Origin of the sequence: Bacillus licheniformis DSM 13 = ATCC 14580, assembly GCF_000011645.1 — a bacterium.
Lineage (GTDB): Bacteria > Bacillota > Bacilli > Bacillales > Bacillaceae > Bacillus > Bacillus licheniformis.
In genome coordinates, this window is record NC_006270.3 from 2685410 (window position 1) to 2710062 (window position 24653).

21 protein-coding genes and 5 pseudogenes are annotated in these 24653 nt (G+C 43.4%); 14 read left to right on the plus strand and 12 right to left on the minus strand.

Translation table 11 applies throughout. The annotated features are described in order from the left end of the window. Positions 1-148: 148 nt before the first annotated feature. Positions 149-304 (minus strand): annotated as a pseudogene (locus TRNA_RS43365) (L,D-transpeptidase family protein); the annotation flags it as partial. On the opposite strand from TRNA_RS43365, the gene TRNA_RS35350 reads away from it, so the two are divergent. Then, entirely contained in the window at positions 302-559 is a 258-nt protein-coding gene (locus TRNA_RS35350; protein ID WP_009327828.1) for a hypothetical protein, read from the plus strand. The pseudogene TRNA_RS43365 and the gene TRNA_RS35350 sit on opposite strands and share 3 nt — an antisense overlap. A gap of 72 nt (positions 560-631) precedes the next feature. Continuing rightward, positions 632-1005: pseudogene (locus TRNA_RS44165) on the plus strand (iron chelate uptake ABC transporter family permease subunit). Positions 1006-1073: 68 nt separating this feature from the next. On the opposite strand, the pseudogene TRNA_RS43730 reads toward TRNA_RS44165, so the two are convergent. The 7 genes and pseudogenes from TRNA_RS43730 to TRNA_RS35385 form a co-directional block, all read right to left on the minus strand. After that, a pseudogene (locus tag TRNA_RS43730) lies at positions 1074-1148 on the minus strand (PadR family transcriptional regulator); the annotation flags it as partial. Beyond that, positions 1145-1987, minus strand: coding sequence for a sialate O-acetylesterase (locus TRNA_RS35360; RefSeq protein WP_009327826.1), 843 nt, complete (start codon positions 1985-1987; stop codon positions 1145-1147). The gene TRNA_RS35360 and the pseudogene TRNA_RS43730, both read right to left, overlap by 4 nt. A 508-nt stretch (positions 1988-2495) precedes the next feature. Further along, positions 2496-2741 carry a membrane protein insertion efficiency factor YidD gene (gene yidD, locus TRNA_RS35365; RefSeq protein ID WP_009327825.1) on the minus strand — a complete coding sequence of 82 codons (246 nt, stop codon included), beginning with the start codon at positions 2739-2741 and terminating at the stop codon, positions 2496-2498. Further along, positions 2738-2980: pseudogene (locus tag TRNA_RS35370) on the minus strand (porphobilinogen synthase); the annotation flags it as partial. The gene yidD and the pseudogene TRNA_RS35370, both read right to left, overlap by 4 nt. Positions 2981-3572: 592 nt before the next feature. After that, positions 3573-4129, minus strand: a pseudogene (hxlB, locus tag TRNA_RS35375) (6-phospho-3-hexuloisomerase). Next, a complete protein-coding gene (hxlA, locus tag TRNA_RS35380; protein ID WP_011198148.1) occupies positions 4126-4758 on the minus strand; it encodes a 3-hexulose-6-phosphate synthase in 633 nt (210 codons plus the stop codon). The pseudogene hxlB and the gene hxlA overlap by 4 nt, the downstream one beginning before the upstream one ends. 187 nt (positions 4759-4945) lie before the next feature. After that, a complete protein-coding gene (locus tag TRNA_RS35385; RefSeq protein ID WP_006637692.1) occupies positions 4946-5293 on the minus strand; it encodes a winged helix-turn-helix transcriptional regulator in 348 nt (115 codons plus the stop codon). A gap of 293 nt (positions 5294-5586) precedes the next feature. Between TRNA_RS35385 and desE the strand changes: the two genes are divergently transcribed. From desE to desR, 3 genes are all read left to right on the plus strand, one after another. Beyond that, positions 5587-6645, plus strand: coding sequence for a fatty acid desaturase DesE (gene desE, locus TRNA_RS35390; RefSeq protein WP_009327821.1), 1059 nt, complete (start codon positions 5587-5589; stop codon positions 6643-6645). 120 nt (positions 6646-6765) lie between these two features. Then, entirely contained in the window at positions 6766-7878 is a 1113-nt protein-coding gene (locus TRNA_RS35395; RefSeq protein WP_003183793.1) for a sensor histidine kinase, read from the plus strand. A gap of 18 nt (positions 7879-7896) precedes the next feature. Next, positions 7897-8496 (plus strand): two-component system response regulator DesR, encoded by a 600-nt coding sequence (gene desR / locus TRNA_RS35400; RefSeq protein WP_003183795.1) that lies wholly within the window; start codon positions 7897-7899, stop codon positions 8494-8496. Positions 8497-8571: 75 nt separating this feature from the next. Here the strand turns inward: desR and TRNA_RS35405 are convergent, their stop codons facing one another. Further along, positions 8572-9621, minus strand: coding sequence for an NAD(P)/FAD-dependent oxidoreductase (locus TRNA_RS35405; protein ID WP_003183797.1), 1050 nt, complete (start codon positions 9619-9621; stop codon positions 8572-8574). A gap of 289 nt (positions 9622-9910) precedes the next feature. Between TRNA_RS35405 and nikA the strand changes: the two genes are divergently transcribed. The 9 genes from nikA to TRNA_RS35450 all read left to right on the plus strand — a co-directional run bounded on the left by nikA (position 9911) and on the right by TRNA_RS35450 (position 19705). After that, positions 9911-11533, plus strand: a complete 1623-nt coding sequence (nikA, locus tag TRNA_RS35410; protein ID WP_003183798.1) for a nickel ABC transporter substrate-binding protein — start codon at positions 9911-9913, stop codon at positions 11531-11533. A 9-nt stretch (positions 11534-11542) separates the two neighbouring features. Beyond that, on the plus strand, positions 11543-12487 hold the full coding sequence (nikB, locus tag TRNA_RS35415; protein ID WP_003183800.1) for a nickel ABC transporter permease subunit NikB: 945 nt from the start codon (positions 11543-11545) through the stop codon (positions 12485-12487). Next, on the plus strand, positions 12484-13317 hold the full coding sequence (gene nikC, locus TRNA_RS35420; RefSeq protein WP_003183802.1) for a nickel ABC transporter permease subunit NikC: 834 nt from the start codon (positions 12484-12486) through the stop codon (positions 13315-13317). Before nikB ends, nikC begins: the two co-directional genes overlap by 4 nt. Positions 13318-13332: 15 nt before the next feature. Further along, a complete protein-coding gene (gene nikD / locus TRNA_RS35425) occupies positions 13333-14151 on the plus strand; it encodes a nickel import ATP-binding protein NikD (RefSeq protein ID WP_003183804.1) in 819 nt (272 codons plus the stop codon). A gap of 41 nt (positions 14152-14192) precedes the next feature. Then, positions 14193-15011 (plus strand): nickel import ATP-binding protein NikE, encoded by an 819-nt coding sequence (gene nikE, locus TRNA_RS35430; protein WP_003183807.1) that lies wholly within the window; start codon positions 14193-14195, stop codon positions 15009-15011. 312 nt (positions 15012-15323) lie between these two features. Continuing rightward, positions 15324-16160: a MerR family transcriptional regulator gene (locus TRNA_RS35435; RefSeq protein WP_003183808.1), complete on the plus strand. Its 837-nt coding sequence runs from the start codon at positions 15324-15326 to the stop codon at positions 16158-16160. A gap of 56 nt (positions 16161-16216) precedes the next feature. Beyond that, a complete protein-coding gene (locus tag TRNA_RS35440) occupies positions 16217-17572 on the plus strand; it encodes an MATE family efflux transporter (protein WP_003183810.1) in 1356 nt (451 codons plus the stop codon). Between the two features lie 313 nt (positions 17573-17885). Continuing rightward, positions 17886-18893: an AraC family transcriptional regulator gene (locus TRNA_RS35445; protein WP_003183812.1), complete on the plus strand. Its 1008-nt coding sequence runs from the start codon at positions 17886-17888 to the stop codon at positions 18891-18893. Between the two features lie 17 nt (positions 18894-18910). Next, complete coding sequence (locus tag TRNA_RS35450) at positions 18911-19705, plus strand: SDR family NAD(P)-dependent oxidoreductase (protein ID WP_003183814.1); 795 nt, start codon at positions 18911-18913, stop codon at positions 19703-19705. 111 nt (positions 19706-19816) lie between these two features. Here TRNA_RS35450 and TRNA_RS35455 read toward each other — a convergent pair whose 3' ends face one another. From TRNA_RS35455 to TRNA_RS35465, 3 genes are all read right to left on the minus strand, one after another. After that, positions 19817-21601: an acid phosphatase gene (locus TRNA_RS35455; protein ID WP_025805010.1), complete on the minus strand. Its 1785-nt coding sequence runs from the start codon at positions 21599-21601 to the stop codon at positions 19817-19819. A gap of 279 nt (positions 21602-21880) precedes the next feature. Beyond that, positions 21881-22708: an alpha/beta hydrolase gene (locus TRNA_RS35460; RefSeq protein WP_003183818.1), complete on the minus strand. Its 828-nt coding sequence runs from the start codon at positions 22706-22708 to the stop codon at positions 21881-21883. Positions 22709-23133: 425 nt separating this feature from the next. Then, a complete protein-coding gene (locus TRNA_RS35465) occupies positions 23134-24369 on the minus strand; it encodes a cytochrome P450 family protein (RefSeq protein WP_003183820.1) in 1236 nt (411 codons plus the stop codon). Between the last annotated feature and the right edge of the window lie 284 nt (positions 24370-24653).

The window sequence follows — 24653 nt, forward strand, 5'->3', positions numbered from 1 at the left end:
TTATTATATGAAACATATTAACAAGCAGAAAGGGGGTGTTTTTGACCGCCTTTTCTCTTCATGCGTCAATTTCGAATGCCACCGATATTTGCAAAAAGAAGACTCTTAAAAAAAGAGTCTCCTAACTTGATCAATAAAACGAGCCAAATCAGCTGATCACAGCTTTTGTTTTTTCAGGTATGTTTTCATACATCCATTTTGCATCTGGAATCGCAAGCCTGATACATCCATGGGAAGCTTTTTTTCCTAATTTTTTTGCTTCCTTTTAAATGACTTTTTTATCTTTGTTGAATGGTACGCTATGAAGACGAATTTTTATGGGAAAGACCATCAGATCCCATTAATCGGCGGCACGTTTTATAAACCTAATCTTCAGAACATTTATCAATATGAACCGGATTTGGTGATTGGGATTGGCGGTGTTCACGATACCTTAAGAGACGGAAGTCCGTCTTCGAGCGGATTACATATGGACCTGCTCATTTGCAGCTTTCATTTTTTCTTCCATTTTTTTAATGCATCGGCAGAATTTTGGCGGCTGTTTTCGTTTATCTATTAAGCGCTTATACCAAGAAGATGTCGTCTGTCTTTTTGTTAAACGGCATGGTTAATTTCAGCGGTATTGCAAGCTGTGACTTCATTTATTTTACTTAGACATCAAGAAGCGCTTGGAAGCATTTTATTGTGGACGATCGGATCACTGAATGGAAGGGTTTGGATTCACTTGAACCTTTTATGGCCAATTGCAGTTCCTGCGCTCATTGCGGGATTGTTGACAGCGGGAATCGCAAATGCCTGGAGGCTGGAACAGAATCAGCTGTGCTCCTGGGCCTTTCTTTAAAGAAAACAAATGCTCTTTTATTTTTCATCTCTGCCCTTTTAACCGCAGGGGCCGTTTCGATTGTTGGAGCAATTGGCTTTATTGGTTTAATCGGCCCTCACATTGCCAAACTTGATCGTTGGAGAGGATGCGAGAAAAAGTCCTATCATTTCCAAATCTATTAAAGAATTTAGATTGGGGAGTTTTTCATTTATAAATCGGTTAAATAATTGTATATTATTTGATTGTCCAACAAACAGGCCAGAAGTTCATAGCCGTGAGCTCCGGGGTTTTGGATTAGCAAGCCAAGGATAAGTAAGGGAATTATGGTTTCATCACCATCGCCATCCGCGCCTCGAATTCCGCGTACGTGATTTTACCCGAAGCCAAATCCATGCTGTGAAGGTAAATCTGTTCTGTTTTAGAATAGTCACCATTCACTTTCAGTGATTGCTCCTCTCCCGAAATGGGTTTCAGGATATGGTACTTTTTCGAAAAAGCCTCGAAATAGCGGTAACCGAATTTGCGTTGTGAAGCTGCGTCTAAATGAATGCCATCAGGATTCGCAGTCAAACCTGCCGCAGCAACAAAATAACAATTCTGTTGTTCATTAGCAAAACGCAGCAATTGTTCATTAACCTGTCGAAATTCGGTCGCGTGCTGTCCAAAACCGGTCTTCCCAAGAAAGTCACCAAGCCCTCCAATAATCAACGGTACCTCATCAAGTTTCAACTCGTTTCTTAGCGTCTCGATGATAAGGGTTAATTTCTCGTAATAAGTTTCATGTAGCGAACGATAACTGTCACTCTCACCCTGGTGCCAAAGGATTCCACAAATTTGACTGGAGCGGAGGGCGAAGCGGGCTTCGGCCAAAGCATGCTGAAAAAGGATGCCTTCCGGATGCCAGTCATTCAATGAACTGCCACCTTCCGCACAAGGGATCAAGCCAATTTCTTCATCGGGATGAGCTTTCGACCATGCATCTGCAAAAGATGCCGCCAGGCCAACGCCGGAAACCGGACGGTCGTAATTAATCGGCTCTGTCATCATCTGCCACTGCCCATTGCGCAGCATTTTTATTTTTTCATTATAGATAGGGTCTACTTCATTCAAAAATCCACGGCCTGCCATATTCGACTGCCCCAACATTAAAAAAGACTTTATCATCTAATTTTCACTTCTTTACATCAATATTTTGGTCTAATTAGACTATAGTCAATTCAGTTTGTCTTGTAAAGTTTTAACAAGGTTTTATTTATTATCAGTATGTATGAAAAACAAACTAATATGAAAATTTGGTGGATATATTTGTGAAATAGCAAGTTCTTTTGCTTTTCTTATTCAACTATCGGGGGCTTTAGTTGAATAACGATCTTCCACAATCGGGCGCGATTATTGAACAAGAACTAAAGGAGTTATACATATTAGTCATGTAAAATATATATAACTCCTTATTTTTTATGACTTTTTTTGATTTAGGTCTTGATAAATAACGAAATTTCTCGTATAAAAATACACAATTAGATGACCGGGTGTATTGCTGAAACATACACCCGGTCATCTTTATGCAGCCTTTTCATTTACTGCTTTGAATGTGCAGGAGTTCTTCAGGAAAGCGGTCAACTTCCCCTGCCTGCCCTGCAAGGAAAAACGATCAATAGATCATCCTACAATATTAATCTGAATCCCCTTCCTTTTTTTGATCTGTTTGGTTTGGAACAGGATCAAAGCCTCCCGGATGAAGAGGGTGGCATTTCAGTAATCGTTTAATAAGCAGATAACTGCCTTTGATAAACCCGAACCTTTGAATCGCTTCAAGCCCATAGTTGGAGCATGTTGGATAAAATCTGCAAGTCGGCGGGAAAAGAGGGGATATCGCCTTTTGGTAGAATCGAATGAATATGATCGCTGCCCGTTTCATGATTCCTCCCGAAGAAATTTTGCTATATCTTTTGCAAAATATGTAACAATAAGATCCGCACCGGCCCTCTTCATCGCAAGCATGCTTTCCAACACTGTATTTTTTTCGTCAATCCAGCCGTTTTGCGATGCGGCTTTTATTTGGGCATATTCTCCGCTTACTTGATATGAAACCAGCGGAATCTGGAGAGAATTTCGCATATCCCTGATGATGTCTAAATAAGGCAGACCAGGTTTAATGCTTGTTCATCACGGCCTTCTATTAGATCGAAACGTAATAATGGCATTTGCTTATCCCCTTTTTGATCATTTTAAATTTCGTTAGAGAAATAAGAGGTTTTACCTGTCCCTGATCAATTGTTTCGCTTTTGGTACAAAGAATGATTTCTGCTAACTTGATAAAAACATAACACATAATCAAAATATATCCAATAATTGACCATATGTTCATCATAATAGAAGATACAAGAGCTATATCATTAAAAATCAGCTCGCACCCAATCTTTAGGTGATTAGTATATAAACAACACTTTATCAAAATGTGACAATGATATGACTATCAGCACTCTACTTATTTCTTAAAGAAAGCACAAGCTTTCTCAACCCGAATATGATTAAAGCAGCAACAATAATGAAAGGTATAAATCCAATCAGGCTAAAACTTGTAAGCATGACAAGCTCCTTTCCTCAATGTCCAATTGATTTTTCATTTTACGATATTCACATTTTAAAATCATAATAAAGATGTAAATGTTATGTTAAAAACCGGTTGGTATACAAAAAATCACCGTCCGAGATAGCGGATGGTGATTTTCTTTACATGAAGGTTTATTTATTCAAGATTTGCATGATTTGCGTACATGTTATGAGTATTCAGCCCTTTTATTTCCATTATTCGCAATATGATAGCATCATAAATCAATAAAAGAGTCTGTTCAAAAAGCGATCCCATCGGTTGTATAGTCTGTTTACTGCCCGTCGTTTGATCCTTGGGTGAACCCGGCAGCTGCAGGATCAGATCAGCTATTTCAGCGATTGGCGAATCTGAAGAGGTCGTAACTGCCGCTACAGTGCCTCCGATATCTTTTGCCTTTTCCGCCATATGAAGCAAACTTTCTGTTTTCCCTGATCCTGTGCCCACGATAAGCAAGTCGTTTTCGGTAAATGCAGGTGTTACGGTTTCTCCTGTTACAAATGCATTGATACCCAGGTGCATTAATCTCATAGCAAATGACTTCCCCATTAAACCGGAACGACCTGCACCGTAACAAACACTTTTTCAGAAGACATGATACTGGATATGAAGTTCTCTATTCCTTCCGCTTGAGTTTGAGACGTTGCATGATCAAGCTCTGCGATGATCGCTTTTACATAATCATGGGTCTTCATGATTGCTGGATCATCTGCTTCATTTTTGCGGCTGCCGCAGCTTTATCATCTTGATTTGCAATACCGCCCCCAACAATAATCAAATCGGGCTTTAATTTAACGACTTCGGGCAATGTGTCCAATTTAATTCCGCCTGCAATAGCCGTTTTAGCGTTTTTTACTACATTCTTAATGGTCATTAAGTCTGCAAATGAATTTTGGCCAATGGCTTGAAGATCATAACCCGTATGCACACAAATATAATCCACACCAAGTACATCCAACTCGGCAGCGCGTGATTCGATGTCCTTAATTCCAATCATATCCACCAGGATTTTTTTTCCTTGAGCTTTTGCCTCTTCTACAGCGCCTTTAATAGACATATCTTCAGCGGCTCCTAAAATGGTGATGATATCGGCTCCTGCTTCTGAGGCTTTCATTACTTCATACCCGGCCGCATCCATAATTTTAAGGTCTGCCAGCACTTTCAAATTCGGGAAAGCATCTTTCATCTCTTTTACTGCACGAAGGCCTTCATTTATCACAACCGGCGTACCGATTTCTACAATGTCAATGTATTCTTCTACTTCTTTTACCACTTTGATTGCTTCCGGTATATTGACTAAATCTAATGCTAACTGTAATTCCACTTAACGTCACCCCTGTTAAATTAAGAATTCCGCGGATGATTCTCTTTTGATATTTCTGTTACATCAAAAGTATAACAAGGGGAAAATGCCTTTAATAGTACGCACTTTTTTTTTACATACTATACTTTTCCTCATATGGTGTAGAAAAAGATACTGTCTCTAGAACAATATCTCAAAGTCAATTATTCTATTTGTCATCTTTTGAAAAGTTGGTTTCTATATAATTTTTACCCCACTCATACATCGCCTCTAATATAGGCATTAAACTTTCTCCCTGTTTTGTAAGGGAATATTCAACTTTTGGGGGAACAACCGGATATACTTCCCTATGTACAATATGATCTTCTTCCAATTCACGCAGCTGATTCACCAGCATTCTTTGCGTAATGCCGGGCATCAGGGCTTTTAATTCTCCGAATCTTTTCGTACCTTCTTTTCCTAAAAACCACAAAATCAGCATTTTCCACTTTCCTCCGATAATGTTGAGCGTCAACTCCTTTTCACAATTAAATGTTTTATTCTCCATTCGTGACATATGAATTCACTCCTTATCTAAATGACTAATATATGATCATCAATTACATCATTGTAAAAGAACTTTGTTTCATTAATCAATCATCGCACGTTTTAGCCGTTCCTTAACTTCACCTGCTTGCCACCTTACCATGCGGAGTTGCCCCATCATGATATTGTCAATCTTCTTATATCCATTCGAGTTAAGGAAACATGACAAGTGTCATGTTTGAAGCATGATGTGTGCTACTACAAAGACATCTCTCTGTGCCGTAAACTTAATTTAAGACCTATTTATGAGAGGATAACTTTACTATGACTGAACAAACCATTGCCCATAAACAAAAACAGTTGACAAAACAGGTTGCTGCGTTTGCACAGCCTGATACCAAGAACAGTCTGCTTCAGCTTTTGAATACGTTTATTCCTTTCTTCGGACTGTGGTTTCTTGCCTATTTCAGCCTCAATGTCTCCTATCTCCTTACTTTAGGAATAACGGTGATTGCCGCAGGGTTTTTGACGAGAATTTTCATTATTTTTCACGACTGCTGCCATTTATCCTTTTTCAAACAAAAACGCCTTAACCATATTCTCGGTTTTTTGACAGGCGTTCTGACTTTATTTCCTTATCTTCAATGGCAGCACAGCCATTCGATTCATCATGCGACAAGCAGCAACCTGGATAAACGGGGAACGGGTGACATCTGGCTGCTGACGGTAAATGAATATAAAGCCGCACCTCTGCGCACAAAAATCGCATACAGACTTTACAGAAATCCGTTTATCATGTTTATTCTCGGACCGATTTATGTCTTTCTGATCACAAACCGCTTTAACAAAAAAGGAGCAAGACGGAAAGAGCGTGTGAACACATACCTCACCAACCTTGCAATCGCGGCATTGGCTGCTGTCTGCTGCCTGATTTTTGGCTGGCAATCATTTTTGCTCGTACAAGGTCCGATCTTTCTGATCTCAGGTTCGATCGGCGTTTGGCTGTTTTATGTTCAGCACACATTTGAAGATTCTTATTTTGAAGCGGATGAAAATTGGAGCTATGTTCAGGCCGCTGTGGAAGGAAGTTCGTTTTATAAACTCCCGAAACTGCTTCAATGGCTTACAGGCAATATCGGGTACCACCATGTTCACCATCTCAGTCCAAAGGTGCCTAACTATAAACTTGAAACCGCACATGAACAGCACGAACCTTTAAAAAACGTCCCGACCATCACTTTGAAAACAAGCCTGCAATCACTCGCGTTCCGGCTTTGGGATGAAGAAAAAAAGCAATTTGTAACCTTTCGGGACATGAAACAAACATCTTCCCATCCTTCGCCGGATTCAACGAAAAAACAGAAGCTGCGGAAGAACGCCTGACGATAAGGAGGTCTTCTTATATCAACAAGAAGACTTCCTTTTTATTGTCCGATGATGCAATCAGGCTCCGGCAATGGTAAAGTTACTCTAAAGATGAAAAGCTGAAAATGAGGTTATAACATGTTCAAAAAACATTTTACATTTCAAAAACTGAACGGGATCTCGCCGTATATATGGACAATATTTTTCATCCTTCCCTTCTACTTTATCATGCAATCATCATCTACACTTGTTATCGTCGTCGGCATCATTTTGACGCTTTTATTTTTTGCGGTATACAGATTTGCTTTTGTCTCAAAAGGCTGGGACGTTTATTTGTGGGCGTTTATTTTAATCGGCATTTCAACCGCTTCGATTATGATGTTCAGTTATATTTATTTTGCTTTTTTTATCGCATATTTTATAGGGAACATTAAAAAACGGGCCCCTTTTCATATTTTATATTACGTCCACTTAATAAGCGCAGCCGTCGCTGCCAACTTCAGTCTCGTGTTAAAAAAGGAATTTTTTCTGACACAAATTCCCTTTGTGGTCATCACCCTCATCAGTGCGATTTTATTGCCGTTCAGCATTAGAAGCCGCAAGGAGCGTGAACGCCTGGAAGAAAAGCTCGAGTATGCTAATGAACGGATTGCCAATTTGGTAAAATTAGAAGAACGGCAGCGGATTGCCCGCGACCTCCATGATACACTTGGACAAAAGCTGTCTCTTATCGGTTTAAAAAGCGACTTGGCGAGAAAATTAATTTACAAAGATCCCGATCAAGCCGCGCGTGAACTGAAAAGCGTTCAGCAAACTGCGAGAACTTCTTTAAATGAAGTCAGAAAAATCGTATCCTCCATGAAAGGCATCCGGCTCAAGGATGAAATCATAAACATCAAACAAATTCTTGAAGCAGCCGGCATTGCGTTCATCTATGAAGAAGATAAATTGCCGGAAAATATCTCATTGCTTAATGAAAACATATTGAGCATGTGCTTGAAGGAAGCTGTCACTAATGTCGTCAAACACAGCCAGGCTAAGACCTGCCGCGTTGACATCCAGCAGCTCTGGAAGGAGGTTGTCATTACAGTGACTGACGATGGAACGTTTCAAGGTGAAGAGAAGTGCTTTTCAAAAGGACACGGCTTGCTTGGCATGAGAGAACGGCTTGAATTTGCAAACGGAAGCCTACACATTGATACAAAAAACGGCACCAAGCTTACCATGTCAATTCCTAACAACTCAAAATAAAAAAAAAGGATGGCTTACATGATTAGTATATTTATTGCGGAAGATCAGCAGATGCTCTTGGGCGCTTTAGGATCGCTTCTGAACTTAGAAGATGATATGGAAGTCGTCGGCAAAGGCACTACCGGACAAGATGCCGTTGATTTCACAAAAAAACATCGGCCTGATATATGCATTATGGACATTGAAATGCCCGGAAAGACGGGGCTTGAAGCTGCTGAGGAATTAAAGGATACAGGCTGCAACATTATTATCTTAACCACTTTTGCCCGCCCCGGCTATTTTCAGCGAGCCATTAAAGCAGGTGTTAAAGGCTATTTGTTAAAGGACAGCCCAAGCGAAGAGCTTGCGAGCGCCATCCGCAGCGTCATGAAAGGAAAGCGGATCTATGCGCCTGAACTGATGGAAGACATGTACAGTGAGGCCAATCCCCTCACAGATAGAGAAAAAGAAGTGCTTGAACTTGTGGCTGACGGAAAAAACACAAAAGAAATCGCCCAAGAACTCAGCATCAAAAGCGGAACCGTACGAAATTATATCTCAATGATTCTTGAAAAGCTTGAGGTGAAAAATCGGATTGAAGCCATTACTCGTTCAAAGGAAAAAGGCTGGTTTAAATAAAAAGAGGATCTTGCCATATGTCCAAGATCCTCTTTGACGAATCAGCCGCTCCCGCGGGTGAAAAATATTCCTTATCTACACGAACATCTTCTTGACAAGCTCGCGGTTGCGCTCTTTGAAAACCTCATTATGCGACGACACCATCGCACTCTTGTGCGCTTCGGGATCGATAAATCGCTTGGCGCTGTTGACCGCGTTTGCCGCATCTTGAAACGCTCCGGCGATCAGGTGCAGCTTGCCTTCGTAATGCACAATATCCCCCGCCGCATACAGACCGGGCACGGAAGACTGGCAGTTGGAAGTACCTGCAATATAATAGTCATCCACTCGGGTAACATCAAGGCGGCTGTTCTCCAGAAGTGAGGTGTCGCGTTCATATCCGTGGTTGATAACCACCTCGTCGACAGGCAGTTCCATCACCTCACCTGTTTGAGCGTTCGTGAGCTCGACCCGTTCGATCACCTCATGATCTTCCGAAGCGATCAGCTTGGTAATCTCTGTATGAAAGAAGCAGCTCACCGAGCTGTTCAGAAGCTGATCCACCTGGGCCTCATGCCCGCTGAGCGCATCTTTGCGGTAAGCGAGGTAGACCTTTTTCGCTACAGGTTCGAGTTCGTTGGCCCAATCGACAGCCGAATTGCCGCCGCCGGATACAATGACCGTTTTATCTTTAAAATGCTGCAGTGACTTAACCGTATAATTCAGATTGGACACTTCAAAACGCTCTGCGCCTTCTATCTGAAGCTTTTGCGGATTGAGGATGCCGCCGCCCACGGCAACGATGACCGTCTTGGAAAGATGCACACCTGAGGCAGCCGTATGTAATTCAAACAACCCTTCTTCATTGCGGGCAATCGATTCGACTTTCTCATTCAGCAGCACTTCAGGATGAAACGTTAACCCCTGCTGCACCAGCTGTTCTATCAGCTTGGCTCCGGAAATAGGCGTTAATCCCCCGACATCCCAGATCATTTTTTCAGGATAAACGTGAACCTTTCCGCCCAGCATCGGCTGATATTCAATAATCTTTGCCTTCATTCCCCGCAGTCCGCTGTAAAAGGCGGAATATAACCCAGCCGGACCTCCGCCGATAACGGTCACATCAAACAATTCATTTCTGCTCATCGCTCTTCACTCCCGGTATATGTCATGAGTTCACAAACACCAAACGCAAATGATTATCATTATCATTAAGTGTACTTTGATTGCTCCATTTTTACAATCCATTTTAATAAAAAGTTCATGCTTCGCCCACTTCGATTTTGCCGCTTCCCCCTTTCCGCTCGTTCTTCATGGGTTGCCGCCGCTCCCTATTCCGCAGCATTTAGATAGTTCCTATATCTTACATTGACAAGGGTATGCCCCCTGCATAAAATGAAAATGATTATCAACTTCATTTAGGAGGAAACAAAGCATGATGAGCGGAAGGATTAGTTTGAAAATTAAAATTATTTTTATATTAATGCTCGCCTTTTCTATTTTATTAGCCGGATGTACAACCTCAGGAAATTCAACAGAGAAAACTCATGAAAACTTGGTCACAATGGCTTGGCCTAGAGATATAGGCGAAATGAATCCGCATGTGTATAATCCTTCCCAATTATTTGCCCAGTCGATGGTATATGAACCTTTGGTTACCTATGAAGCGGGAGGAAAGCTTAAACCGCATTTAGCCGAATCTTGGGATATATCAAGTGACGGTAAAGTATATACGTTTCATTTGCGTAAGAATGTAACATTTTCAGATGGAACGAAGTTTGATGCGAAAATTGTGAAAAAGAATTTTGACTCCATTTTAAAACATACTGAATTACATAGCTGGTTAGGGTTTATTTCAAAAATAGCCCAAACAGAAGTGATCGATGACCATACATTTAAATTAAAATTGACTGAACCATACTACCCGACCATTCAGGAACTAGCCGTTGTACGGCCGGTCCGGTTTTTGGGAGAAGCGGGCTTCCCTGAGGACGGCGATACATCAAAGGGTGTCGAAAAACCGGTTGGTACGGGCCCATGGGTATTGGAAGAGCATAAAGCTGATGAATATGCGGTTTTTAAACGCAATGAACATTATTGGGGTGAAAAGCCAAAAGTCGAGAAAATCAAAGTGAAAGTTATCCCAGATGCCGAAACAAGGGTGCTAGCATTTGAAAAAGGCGAGCTTGACCTCATTTACGGCGAAGGCGTTATCAGTTTGGATGCATACAAGCAGCTGCAATCGACAGGTCAATATGAAACAAGCCTTTCTGAACCCGTGGCGACGAGACAGCTCGTCATGAATACGAAAAAAGAACAGCTTTCTGATGAGCGCGTGCGGCAGGCCCTGCAATACGGTTTTGACAAAGAAGCCATGGTGAAAGGCATCACCTCAGGGTTAGAAGAAAAAGCAGATCATATTTTGCCGACAGACTTCCCATACACGTCTGATATTGATGTAAAGCAAATCAACTATGATACAGAAAAAGCAAAAGAGTTATTAGATGCGGCCGGCTGGAAGCTTCCGAATGGCAAGACCGTGCGCGAGAAAGACGGAAAGCCTCTTGAATTTAGTTTAATGTATGATTCAGCTGAATCCATTCAAAAAACAATGGCTGAAACGCTGCAGGCAGAATGGGCAGCGATCGGGGTAAAGCTGAATCTTGAAGGCGTAGAATTGGCAACCCAAGTCAAACGGTTTAAGGCAAATGAGTTTGATATGAACTTCTTTAGCAACTATGGTGCGCCTTATGACCCGCATACATTTTTAAACATTGTCGCGTCCAAAGGATTCGGATTTAATGAAGCGATCTCAGCCTATCCAAACAAGGACGAGCTAATCAAACAGATGGCAAAGGTGCCTCAAACGACTGATGAAAAAGAGCGGCAGGAGCATTACTCATCTATTTTAAAATCACTTCAAGACCAGGGAGCCATCGTACCTGTTTCTTACATTAAAAAGACGGCGATATATCAAAAGAATATCACCGACTTTACGTTCCCTGCTAACCGTGACGAACATCCATTTACAGGCATTCGCGTCAAGCAGCAACACTAGGAGGCTTTTATGGGCAACTATATATTGAAACGAATCATGTCGATTATTCCAGTTTTTCTTTTAGCTGCACTTCTGACAACTGGAATGATTCATCTCTCGCCGGTTGACCCAGCTGAAGCATACTTAGCCGCAGCGCATATCCAGCCAACTGATGAAATTTTAGCGCAAAAAAGACATGAGTTTGGCTTGGATCAGCCATTTTTTATTCAATATGTAAACTCTGTTTTGAAGATATGCCAGCTTGATTTTGGCATATCTTATGTTTCAAACCAGCCGGTTTGGGACGAAGTGGCACACCGAATGCCGGCAACGGTCGAACTTGCGCTTGGGAGTTTATTGATTGCGGTGCTTGTCAGTGTGCCGCTCGGCTTCTTAGCGGGAATCAAAAGAAATGGTGCAGTTGATCATATCAGCCGCTTCATTTCCTTTTTCGGGGCATCCATCCCAACTTTTTGGTTAGGGTATATGCTGGTTTTTTTCTTTTCTGTTCAATTAGACCTTTTCCCGGTAGAGGGCGCTGGGACATGGCAGCATCTCGTACTGCCGTCTATGACATTGGCGCTTCCTTTAATTGCGATGTATACAAGGCTGCTCCGTGCAAGCGTCATCGAAAACCTGCAGGAACCATATGTTCAATTTGCACGCATAAGAGGAATAGCGAAGTTGAACATTATGGCCAAACATGTATTGCGAATGGCCATTTCTCCGATGATTACGGGTCTGGGAATGAATCTTGGCAAGCTGCTTACCGGCACAATTATTGTTGAAGTCGTTTTTTCTTGGCCCGGCTTTGGCCGTTATTTTATTGAGGCCATTTTCAATCGGGACATCCCTGTCATTCAATGCTATGTGTTCTTAGCCGCTACCTTTTTTATATTGAGCAACTTAATTGTTGATCTCATTCAAATGTATATTGACCCGCGCATTTCAAGGAAAGAAGGGCAGCATCGATGATGATAAGTATACGCAGGATATTCAAAGGCCAAAAAGTGATTACGGTATGCACCACTATATTAACCATCCTTTTTATTATCGCTGTATTCGCCCCTTGGATTGCGCCGCACCATCCTGCTGATGTCCATATGGTATATAAGCTGCAGCCTCCATCCTGGGAATTTCCTTTAGGAACTGATCATCTGGGAAGATGCAACTTATCCCGCCTTTTGTACGGCGCCCGGATTTCTTTGGGATTCGCGATGCTTATTTTCATTTCCTCCCTCGTTATCGGCCTCATTGTCGGGACGATTTCAGGGTATAAAGGCGGCTGGATTGACCAGCTGTTAATGAGATGCTGCGATGGTGTAATGGCCTTTCCGAACTTAATTTTAGTTCTTGGCCTCGTGGGCATTTTCGGCCCCGGACTTCCTCAAGTCATTCTGGCCCTCATGCTTGTGCAATGGGTCTATTATGCGAGAATTTTCAGAGGAATGGTGCTGAGTCTGAAAGAGGAGAACTTTATTGCGGCGGCAAAAATCAATGGATCTTCACAATGGAAAATCATTAAAAATCATATCATCCCTAATGTCCTCCCTCCCCTCGTCGTCATCGGTACGTTGGAAATGGGCTGGGCCATTATGGATATCTCGGCTATGTCTTTTCTCGGCTTGGGCGTCCAGCCCCCGGCGGCTGAATGGGGAGCGATGATTCATGAAGGTAAATCGTATATTCGGTCGAATCCCGAGTTAATGATTTATCCAGGGGTGATGATCATGATTGTGGTTGTGACATTCAATTTATTGGGCGAAGCCTTATCAGATCAATACGGTGTCAAACGTCGATTTTAAAAAGGAATGAGGAAGTTGGGAACAGAACAATCAACGGTGCTTCGAGTCAGAGATTTGCATGTACAGGTTAACAACCAAAAAGGACATTCAACCCTTGTGCAAGACATCAATTTTGATTTGAAGCGCGGCCAAGTCCTTGGTCTGATTGGTGAGAGCGGTTGCGGAAAAACGGTAACAAGCATGTCTATTCTTCAGACGCTTGATCCAAAAACAACTAAGGTGGAAGGAAGTATTGCATTGCGAGGCCGTGAATTGAACGGATTAGCAGATAAGGAAATGCGTAAAATCCGCGGCAAAGATATTGCCTATATCATGCAAAATCCGATGAACGCTTTTACACCCGTTTTTACGATAGGACAGCAAATGACCGAATCGATTCGCTCTCATACATCTTTTAGCAAGAAACAGGCGAAAGAGCTTGCGACCGAAGCATTGCATCATGTGAACCTACCCCACCCTGCTAAACTTTTACATTCTTATCCTTTTCAATTAAGCGGCGGAATGCTTCAACGGGTCATGATTGCAATTGCATCATGCTTAAAGCCTGCCATTCTCATCGCGGATGAGCCTACCACTGCGCTCGACGTGTATAATCAGAAGACGGTGCTGAAATATTTAGACGGCATGCGTTCTGACTTCGGCACGGCGATTTTGCTTATATCTCATGACCTCGGCGTTATTGCTGAAATGGCGGATGAAGTTGCTGTGATGCAGAATGGGAGAATTGTAGAAAATAGAGATGTGTTTCAGCTGTTTGATGAACCAAAGCATGAATATACTAAGAAGCTATTAAGTGCACGGTTGACATTGCCGGTGGATCAACTTGCGACTTGAGTCAGTATGAGGAAGGCCGGCATTTGAGATGGGGTGAACAAGTGAGTTTATTACAAGTGAAAGAAGTCACTCATCATTATACAGCGCGCAAATTATTCAAGTGGAAAATTCAATCGAAACAAGTCCTTTCCAATGTCAGCTTTTCGATTGAGGAAGGCGCATGCTTAGGCATGGTTGGACCGAGCGGAGCCGGGAAAAGCACATTGGGAAAAGTGATGCTTGGTTTGGAGCGGCCGCAATCGGGGCAAATCTTTTTTCAAGGACATGATCTCTATAAAGCAGATCAGTCAATCCGGCGGAAAATCCGCCGCGACCTTCAAGCTGTTTTTCAAGACTCCTATTCTTCCGTCAACCCGAGAATGACGGCTGAACAAATTCTAGCAGAACCGCTAGAAAACTATGAAAGGCTCACAATCGCTGAGAAAAAACGGACCATTATCGAGCTCTTGGAAAGAGTAGGCTTAACTGAAAAGGATTTAACAAAATATCCGCACCAGTTCAGCGGCGGCCAATTGCAGCGGATTAATATTGCAAGAGCGGTCTCGCTCAAGCCGAAGCTGATCGTATTAGACGAGTCTGTCAGCAGCCTGGACATGGTAACCCAAACGCTTATATTGGGTTTATTAAAAGAGCTCAAAGACGATTTCGGAATGTCTTATTTTTTTATCACACATGATTTAAAAGCCGCCTATCAATTGAGTGATACACTAGGTGTATTAGACCACGGCCAATTGGCCGGACTTTACGATAAACATCGTTTTTTAAAGTCAGACCACCCGGTTGTACAAGAAATGAAGCGTTCCATACTGGCAGAACACCCGCGCTTTCGTTCGATCAGAACAAGAGCGGTTCGGCAATAAATTAGCCGGGAGCTTTCCTGAATGAGCTTCTTTAATCAAACTGTATACAGATTTTTTTATTCGCAGTGAAAAAAATATGGCAAATGAGGGCTTCCAATGATGGAGCCCTCATTTATTTTTAAAAATCCTCAATAGATTGGTTTGGCAAAAAGAATTGTTTTGCATCGAACAGATTGCTTAGGGATACTGGGCCTCCTTATTGACCAGGCATGTATTTTCACCTAATGTCAATAGTAGACTTAATACATAATTCCGATAACCGAATAGCTCTGTATTTGGTGATATCACTAAAACGAACAGATGAGGTGAAACATGATGAACAATCGATTCCGTGTAGGAGAAGTAGCAAGACTTTTCAAGCTGCCTGCATCGACTCTGCGTTACTATGATGAAATCGGGCTGTTCAGGCCAAAGTATACCGATCCTGAAACATCTTATCGATATTATGGTGTTGAACAATTTCAGATCCTGGATACGATTATTTTTTTAAGGAAAAATGGATTTTCGTTAAAAGATATTCAGCATCAGTTAGATCAAAGGACTCCGGAAACAACGATGGAAATTTTGAAGAAAAAGCTTGAGGAAGTCAGAGCGGAAATTTTTCGTCTCCAACGCAACGCGGCGAGAATCGAGAACAAAATTTCCACAATCGAAGAAGGAATAAAACTTGCCGAACATCCTGCTTTAACATTTCAGTATTTCCCAAAACGGGCTATTTCCTACCTGTATTTTGACAAGCCTGTCGACCTGATGGAGGAAGGCGACGACATTTATTTAAAGGATAAAGAAACGCTTTCAAGCCAGTCGATTGAGAATAACGGCTTCTTCACCGGAGACATTGGAACAATCGTTGATATGGAGAGCTTGAAGCAAGAAGGACCGGTAAAATATATCGGCGTATTTGAATTGCTGCACGAGGAAGACAGTGAAGACTATTTAAACGAAGGGTTGTATGCGAGTTACCCCCATATTGGTCCCTACGAGGACATCAGGAAAAGTTATCAGCTCGTTTTAAGCCAGCTGAAAGAGAAGGAATACGAGCTGGCGGGAATCCCTGTTGAAATCTCATTTCTTGATGATGCTGTGATCAAGGAGTCAGCTCGTTATGTCACTTTAATCCAAATTCCGGTAACAAAGAGTTTTGATTGACCTTCAAGTAACTTGAAGGTTTAGAATACTCCTGTAGCTCATTATAGGAGGAATACATGATGACAGAAACACATCAGCAGCTCATGAAATTACCAGTAAATCAAGTGTTTTTTAAATATTTCGTCCCTGCAACGCTTGGATTAATCCTGATGTCAGCGAATATTTTAATTGATGGCCTGTTCGTAGGCAATGGCATTGGAACCGCAGCACTGGCTGGAGTGAACCTTTCCTATCCGGTTATTTCACTCATTATGGCCATCGCTCTTTGGATTGGGATAGGCGGAGCAACAAAGTACTCCATCAGCATCGGGGAGAATCGCCCCAAGAAGGCCAGCAGCATTTTTTCATTGGCTCTCTTCTTGGCGCTTATCATCAGCGTGCTTTTAGGAGTATTCGGGATTCTCAACATTCAAACCATTTCGATATGGCTTGGTGCCAACTCCGACACCTCTTCTTTTGTCATAGAGTACTTAAGTGTCATGTTTTTATTCGGCTGGGTCATTACATTAGAACAGGTCTTAAGTATTTTTGTAAGGAATGACGGCAGTCCGAAGCTTTCGATGATGGCTCTTGCAACGACATCGATTGTGAATATCATTCTGAATTTTTATACGATCATGATTTTGGACATGGGGGTAACAGGCGCTGCGATTTCAACGGTGCTTGGCGGATTCGCCGGACTGCTTGTATTATCCCTGCACTTCTTCAACCGTCAAGCGCAACTGAGAAGGCCGGCGTTTCAGTGGTCTTGGAAATCCCTTATGCACATCTTTGCCATCGGGTTTCCAAGCTTTCTGGCAGAGGCCGGGCTCCTCGTATTTGTTACAGGATACAACTTGGCAATGGCAAGCCTGGCAGGCACGGAAGGAGTCGCTGCCTTCTCGGTCATTAACTACCTTCACGGGTTCATGTTCCTGTCCTTCTTCGGCATTGAAATGGCACTTCAGCCCATGATTAGCTATTATCATGGTGCTGAAGAAACCGAACAAATCAAAAGCAGCATGAAGATTGGGGAGAAGACCGCCGTAATCCTGGGCATACTTTTGCTCGTTATCGGCTGGGGGGCTGCCCCATTCCTTGTAGGCTTATTCGGAATAGAATCAACCGAAATCCAGCAGCTGGCCATCGATGGAATCCGCCTGTTTTTTATCGGCTATACCTTCCTTGGCTATAACTTTGTCTATATGAGTTACTTTCAATCTATTGGCCGGGCCGGCTCATCGGTTGTTATCATTATATTGCGAAGCTTCGTGTCCCTGTTCATCCTGCTTTGGATTTTGCCAAAGTTTATTGGCGTCACGGGAGTTTGGCTATCCTTGCCGCTTTCCGAGTTTTTTGTTGCCGTCCTCCTCTTTTTCATTGCAAGAAAACATGTGATGGGAAAAGGAAATCCCGCTATCGGGAAGGGATGATTTTACAGCCGGGAGATTTTCCCCGCTTGTTGTCCTATAGAACTTAATTTGTCCATTCAAGGAAAAGAAATGTTTGTGCTGTTTGAATCCCCTCCTATTCGAAGGACATGATAGATTAAAGGCGCCTGCCTGTCACAGCCTTCGTACGCATATGGCGGGCTGACACGTTCGGCGTGATCGGCAAGTTAAATGTCGCTCTTTGCTAGTTACAGATCGACAATGGTTAGGTAAAGTTATAACTGTCCCGCCAACAAGGCTGGACAGAATGACGACCAAACGAGCGAAGGTGCAGAAAGTTAAAGGAGTGCTCAAGATGTCTCATACTCGAATTAAATTCCCGGCAGGATTTTGGGCAGGATTGCGTCAATTAGGAATTAACGCCCCTGATGTGCTTCGAAAAGCCCGGCTGCCGCTCACCGTGATGACTGAACCAGTTGTCACCGCCGCCCAATACTTCGCGATCTGGCAGGCGTATTCCGACCTTGTTGATGACGTTTCCAAAGGAATCATCAAGCTTGCGACCGGCTTTGAGCCGGCACATTACCCTCCGGCCGTATTAGCGGCTTACCATGCCCGTGACTACCGCGGCGCGCTAAAACGAATGGCCCGCTACAAACAATTATGCCCTCCTGAAAGCCTGCGTATCACCGAAGAAGATGAGCACTGCGCAATCGAACTGGAATGGTTGGATGATAAGCTACCCGGTCCGCCGCTCTTGATTGGCATTACACTGGCATTTCTTCTGGAACTCGGGCGCCGGGGCACAGGTCAGCCGTTGACAGCGAAGTCGGTCGAGTTTGCACACCCAATGGGCGACATGCAGGCGCTTGAAGCATACTTCGGCTGCCGCATCCGGAGCGGTGCAGCTCGGAACCGGCTGACGCTGAATCGAGGAGATCTTGACCGCCCTTTTGTCTCGTATAACGCGGAGTTGCTGGAGATTTTGACTCCCGTGCTGGATCAATCGTTGAATGATCAGCAAAATAGCCTTTCAATCAGCGGAGCGGTCAAGTGGATCATGAAACGCACGCTTCCAGGAGGGCACCCCGACATTCAGACTGTTGCGAGCGAGTTGGGAATGAGCGGCCGCACCTTGCAGCGCCGGCTTACTGACGAAGGCACTAGCTTCAAACAGCTGTTGATCCAAGTCAGACATGAGCAGGCGCGGGAGTACTTGGCAGACCCTTCGCTCGATATTAAAGAAGTGGCCATTCTGATCGGATATGAAGATCAGAACTCGTTCTACCGGGCCTTCCGCCTTTGGGAAGGCGAGACTCCTTCTAATTGGCGTAAGAAGACCCGGCTGAATGGATTTAACTAGAATAGGAGAAATGTTTAATGGATATGGGATTAAAAAATAAAACAGCTTTAGTTACCGGATCGACGAAAGGTATAGGAAAAGCCATCGCTATTGAACTTGCCAAAGAAGGTGTTCATGTACTCATTAACGGACGAAATGAGGAAGAGGCAGAACGAACAGTCAATGAAATAAAATCAGCTTTTCCTGACACCTTTCCCCAAAACGCCGCGGCTGATATTGTGGATATTAGGCAAAGGGAAGCTTTATTTAAAAAACACCCTCAAATCGATATTTTAGTAAACAATATGGGCATTTATGAACTGATGCAATATGAGGACGTTGACGATGAAGTATGGGAAAAATACTTCCGCACCAATGTGCTGGCTGCAAACGGTTTATCTAAATTTTATTTGCCTAAAATGCTGAAAAGTGATTTTGGCCGCATCATCTTTATCGCAAGTGAAGAAGCGATGATGCCTTCAGGCCAGATGCCTCAGTATTGTATGACAAAATCAATGCTATTATCATTGTCAAAAAGCTTATCAAAATTAACAATCGGAACAGAAGTGACAGTCAATACGATCATGCCGGGGCCGACGCTCTCTGAGAATGTGAAGCAAATCATTGAGGGAATGTACCCCGATGAAGGGATGACTTTTTCAGAAAAAGAGAAGAAATTTATGACGACAAACCTGCCTCAATCCGAAATACAGCGATTTATCAAGCCTATTGAAATCGGCAGACTGGCTGCATTTGTATGCAGTCCCTATGCATCCGCATTTAAAGGGTCCCCGATCCGTATGGACGGGGGAATGGTGCCGACTATTTTTTAAGATTCCCCATTCAAGATGTACAGCCATTCTGGCTGTGATTTCATCAAAACTAAAAGCAAGCTGGCGGCAGTATGCGCCAGCTTGCAGCTTTTGAGTGAATCCTCTTGCAGATCAGCTTCTCCCCTTTTGCTCAACTTTCAACTGAATACTGTTGGATTTATAGATGATCTTCACTTTATACTTGCTTGGCAATCCACTGGTCTCGACGGAAGAAAATGATCCATGACGCTTGCGGAAGGTTATGATCGCCGATCCGTCAGCCGGTACGTAATTGTCCGTAAAATTGAGACGCAATGTCCCTTTCAATCTTGCTTTTCCCTTAATTTTCAACTGATCTTTTTTGCCGCTGAGCTGAAGTTCAAGTATTCCTTTAGCAGATTGTTTGTAGTCTCCTTCGATGATCAGTTTTCCCGGCGCATCTTCCTTAAGGATGCCTCCGTTTAGTGCAACATCACCTCTCCCGAAAGCTGTCTCCGAACCGCCCTCAAGTGTTCCTTGATCAATCCGTGTACCGCCGGAATATGTATTATCCCCTTCCAGCTTCAAAGCGCCTGTCCCTTTTTTGGTCAGCTTTCCGGTGCCGGAGATGTCGTTGCGCCAGCGATCGGCTGTATGGAAGCCGCCTTTTGCGGAATCCATGGTCACGGTAACATTTTTGGTAAAAGCCCCATACCCATCTGCCGCGGAAAAGAGATTAAGCCTTCCCCATCCTTCTCGATCATCAAGAACAGGGTAGCCGGCCGGAAGACCGGTAGTGGCTAAAACCGAACGGCGCTGCTTTTTGTCAAGGTAAGGAAAACGTGTTTCCAGCAGGACTTCGGCTCCCTTTGGAACTGCCATTGGTTTGGCGGTTTTGTTCATTTGTCGAAATCCATATGTCAATCGTTCCGTATATTGTTTTTTATTCTTCTCATAATCGCTGTATCTGTCTTCAGCTGTACCGGTTTGCGTTAATAATTTACGGCGGGCTTCATCAAAAGCCGTTTTCTTCAATCTTTCATTTGCGGGGTCAGACAGGATTGCTGCAGACAAAGCTGTTGCCATTACTCGTCCCCCCATGACGTCCAGCGGGGAATGCATACCGGCAACAATCCGGTTATGACCGAGTTCTGAAGCGCGAGTCAGCAGCTCCTGATAACGCTCCGGTATCGCATAGGCCATAGCAAAAGCGCTGAGATATGCGGCGTTCGTGTGTCCGCTTGGAAAACCTCCGTCTTTGTTCGGATCAGGATTGATGACGGGGATAAGCGTTGGAACAATGATCGAATTGTCTTTCCAGCGAAACGGGCGGGGATAGTTGAAATAGCTTTTAGCCGGATTCGATGAAGAATAGTTGCCGCGTAAAGTATTGACCAAACTTACGACATTTCCAAGTTCAGAGCTGGTGCTGCCCGAATTGGTTCCTTCATCATTGTATTTTCTAATCGAGGCATCTGCCGGAATGCTGGTGATCGTTGTCGTCGCTCCCGCGTTCATTCGATAGACGCCGGCAAGCTTGCCGAGGCCGTCAATTATACTGTAGCTCTGGCTCCGCCGATCATCAAAATAGGCAGCATTTTCCTCAAGCATCGTGCGGCGTTCAGCAATATCCACGACTTTTTGAATGTTGGCATCCAGCACCCTGCTGTTCAGTTTAGTACCGGTATTCCATGTCTTTCCGGGAGTCCAAAGTTTATTAAATTCGGAAAGCAGGCCGATGACAGGATTGGATTCCGCCGTCGTATTGGCAGAGATATTATTTTTGTAATGGTCTACGAAAAATCCGGAAGATTGCGGCGAATCTGCAGTTGTTGGTTTAGTTGCCGGGCTCGCATCGCTTACAATCGGGGAACTTAGAAGAAGTGCCAAAGTACAGACAGCTATCAGTAAATGCTTCCTCATCCTTAATCGTTTCATTCTCACATCATATCTCCCTTGCTCTTAATCTTCTCTCAAAATGCTTTTCCCAATCATCAAGTTCTATATGATCGTATCGTAAATTTGTTAATCAAATGGCTTGATTTTATTAATGTTTTGTTTATATTTTGGGAATTTTCAGATCGATGTCTTATGAGTAAGGGGGTGCCAAGTGTGAGAAGAGGCCGAATTTAACATTTTCGGCCTTTCTCTGCTAGTTTAACAGCTGTTTATATCCTTTCAGCAAGTACATGTAGGAAGCCGAGTCGGCCGTTTGATCTATTTATTTTCCTTCTCTAAAAACGCCATAACCGCTTTTGTCAGATTCTGCGCTTCTGCCGGTGCATCTGGAGAGCCGAACATCTTGTTTAAATCACTGTGAGATAAGCTGTTGACTTGATACACAAATTCCGTTGCCTTCGCTTTGTTTGCGGTTTCCGCGAACTTGTAAACGGCAGGGTCTTCCCAGCGGGTCACAAGATAGGCCGGCGGCAATTTTGAGTTGTTTATGTATGAGAGCGGCGATGCTTTTGTCCACACCTTTTCGTCTGTGCCAAACACTTCTTTATAAGACGGGATCGCTTCGATGAATCGTTTCATATCCAAGGGGCCATCTAAAACAACAATCGAATTGAGTGCGGCCGGCGTGAGGCCGACACGATTTAAATATGTTGAATCTGCGGCAATTAATCCGGCCAAGTGTCCCCCTGCCGAATGTCCCATGACGTTGATTTTTGACGGATCGATTTGATACTCGTCCGCATGATCCATCACCCATTTTACGGCCTTGGCCGCATCATCAGCCATTTCATCATACTGAACATCGGGATGAAGCCGATAGTTGACAGATACAAAAACATAGCCGTTATCCGTAAAAAATGCCGGCTTCGAAGCAGCCCTGCTTTTGTCGCCGCTTGTCCATCCTCCGCCGTGAAGGTAGATGAGAACGGGATGTTTTTCGCCCTCGTTTGACTGCGGTGTATAAATATCCAATGTTTGTCTGTCGTCTTTTGCATAATGAACATTTTCGGCATTCCTGTTAGAAGTACACGCAAACAAGCCAATACACAGAATCGCCAATCCTGCCCATTTGATGAATCCTCTCAAATTAAAAAACACCTTTCTTCTTTAGCCAGTATATTTTAAAGAGCCTCACATAATATTCCGGGAATGCCCATCTGTCAAGCGGTTTCAACAGGTGCCGGAACATTAACATATGTTTCTAATTATAAACAGAAACAAGAAACTTACAAATATTAAAATCAATAAGAAAGTTAAAGCTGTTGTGCGGTAAACCTGCGAGGAAAATATGAGAGGAGGCATTCGTGAAAGCGAACCTGAATAACAATAGAAGATTAAGCCGGCAAGAGGAGTACTCCCCGTCATATCGGGGAGTACGATTTTTTTATGAGCCTTGTGATAGAGATGAACGTCTCATCGTCTGATGTTCTATTTTCAAGATGAAAACATTCCATACCTTCTCTTGCCAAAATGGCAGATAGCACATCACAGCTGATCGCAAATCCCATCATTTAAAAAGATAATGGCAGCTCTTCTAAAGCTCTCATCAAAAAGTTGCCTTTCCATTTGATCTGCTCCCTTTCGCCTTTAATCTCTATATGTTCAAAGCGGCGCAGCAAGGTTTGAATGGCGATTTTGGCTTCCAATCGGGCAAGCGGTGCGCCCAGGCAAAAATGGCTGCCATGGCCAAAGGCTAGGTGGCGGTTATCCTTTCTTTCAATATCAAAGCGGTCGGCATTCGAAAAGACCATATAATCGCGGTTGGCCGAGGCTAATGAAATGATGACCACATCTTTTCTCTTAATCTCCTGGCCGTGCAATGTAAACGGTTCGGCCGCCCAGCGGAGGGTGGTTAATTCCACGGGGCTGTAAAATCTGAGCGCCTCTTCAATGGCTGAGTCGATTAAATCTGCGTTTTGGCGAAGCTTTTCCAGTTGCTCAGGGTGGTTCAGCAAGGCCAAGGTCATATTGGTTATTAAGTTTACCGTTGTCTCATGTCCTGCGACGATAAGAAGCATAATCGTCGCATACAGCTCTTCTATGCTTAATTTCGTTCCTTCGCTTTCTGCCTGAATTAATGCACTGACTAAATCCTCAGCCGGCTCGTCCCTTTTTTTGCGTACCAAATATTCCAGGTATTCAGCGAATTCGCCTATTTTATACTTGTATTCCTCCAGGCTTTCGGGCGTGTCAGAAAAATCAATAACCGCCTGGGACCAAACTCTGAATTTTTGCCGATCTTCAAGCGGAATACCAAGCATCTCGCTGATGACAATGATCGGCAGCGGGAAAGCGAAGTCGTCTACAAGATTCATGGAATGATTCGGTTCTACTTGATCCAATAAGGAATCAGCTATTTTTTGGATTCTGTTTTCGAGCTGTAAAACCATCCGGGGAGTAAATGCTTTCTGAACAAGAGACCGCAAACGGCCGTGGTCGGGGGGATCTGCGTTGAGCATATGCTTTGATAAAGGTTCTTCATTTTCCAGAGCGGAGAAGTTCTCTAATTCTTCTTCGGTAAACGCATTTTCGTAATTTTTTTTCACTCTTGCATCCTTTAATATATGGACCGCATCATCGTACCTCGTAATGAGCCAGCCTTCGCCCAGCTCCCCCATCGATACGGGACAGACAGGACGGGAAGCGCGTAATCGCTTGTAAAATTCATACGCCTCATCTTTAAATGCTGCAGAAGACAATTCTCTCTCAGTTAATATGGCGAAGCTCTCCTCTTGTTTTGAAGACATACATCCAACCTCCATCTCTGTTTTTGTAAATAACAGCCTGCATCGGAATTGTATACCGAAATAATGCGTTAGGCTGTTCACATCCACTCATTCACAAATATTATAATTCCAGGAAAATCCACATTCAATCGGCAATCAAGCGGGAGGTGTTCATTAATGAACACCTTCCGCATTCCTTGTATAGAAATGAGACGGAGAGATGTAAAAAAGGAATGAAAACAAGCTGAGACCGGTGCTATGCCGATCTCGCTATAAGTAAATTTAAAAATAAAAAATCCTCTTAG

Excerpts from the sequence above, each read along its gene's own strand:
- TRNA_RS35450 (WP_003183814.1), top strand. The coding sequence starts at position 18,911 with ATGGATATGGGATTAAAAAATAAAACAGCTTTAGTTACCGGATCGACG.
- TRNA_RS35385 (WP_006637692.1), bottom strand. The coding sequence starts at position 5,293 with ATGTCACGAATGGAGAATAAAACATTTAATTGTGAAAAGGAGTTGACG.
- nikC (WP_003183802.1), top strand. The coding sequence starts at position 12,484 with ATGATGATAAGTATACGCAGGATATTCAAAGGCCAAAAAGTGATTACG.
- TRNA_RS35395 (WP_003183793.1), top strand. The coding sequence starts at position 6,766 with ATGTTCAAAAAACATTTTACATTTCAAAAACTGAACGGGATCTCGCCG.
- TRNA_RS35440 (WP_003183810.1), top strand. The coding sequence starts at position 16,217 with ATGATGACAGAAACACATCAGCAGCTCATGAAATTACCAGTAAATCAA.
- TRNA_RS35445 (WP_003183812.1), top strand. The coding sequence starts at position 17,886 with ATGTCTCATACTCGAATTAAATTCCCGGCAGGATTTTGGGCAGGATTG.
- TRNA_RS35465 (WP_003183820.1), bottom strand. The coding sequence starts at position 24,369 with ATGTCTTCAAAACAAGAGGAGAGCTTCGCCATATTAACTGAGAGAGAA.
- desE (WP_009327821.1), top strand. The coding sequence starts at position 5,587 with ATGACTGAACAAACCATTGCCCATAAACAAAAACAGTTGACAAAACAG.
- TRNA_RS35360 (WP_009327826.1), bottom strand. The coding sequence starts at position 1,987 with ATGATAAAGTCTTTTTTAATGTTGGGGCAGTCGAATATGGCAGGCCGT.
- TRNA_RS35435 (WP_003183808.1), top strand. The coding sequence starts at position 15,324 with ATGATGAACAATCGATTCCGTGTAGGAGAAGTAGCAAGACTTTTCAAG.
- TRNA_RS35455 (WP_025805010.1), bottom strand. The coding sequence starts at position 21,601 with ATGAAACGATTAAGGATGAGGAAGCATTTACTGATAGCTGTCTGTACT.
- TRNA_RS35405 (WP_003183797.1), bottom strand. The coding sequence starts at position 9,621 with ATGAGCAGAAATGAATTGTTTGATGTGACCGTTATCGGCGGAGGTCCG.
- TRNA_RS35350 (WP_009327828.1), top strand. The coding sequence starts at position 302 with ATGAAGACGAATTTTTATGGGAAAGACCATCAGATCCCATTAATCGGC.
- desR (WP_003183795.1), top strand. The coding sequence starts at position 7,897 with ATGATTAGTATATTTATTGCGGAAGATCAGCAGATGCTCTTGGGCGCT.
- yidD (WP_009327825.1), bottom strand. The coding sequence starts at position 2,741 with ATGAAACGGGCAGCGATCATATTCATTCGATTCTACCAAAAGGCGATA.
- nikB (WP_003183800.1), top strand. The coding sequence starts at position 11,543 with ATGGGCAACTATATATTGAAACGAATCATGTCGATTATTCCAGTTTTT.
- nikA (WP_003183798.1), top strand. The coding sequence starts at position 9,911 with ATGATGAGCGGAAGGATTAGTTTGAAAATTAAAATTATTTTTATATTA.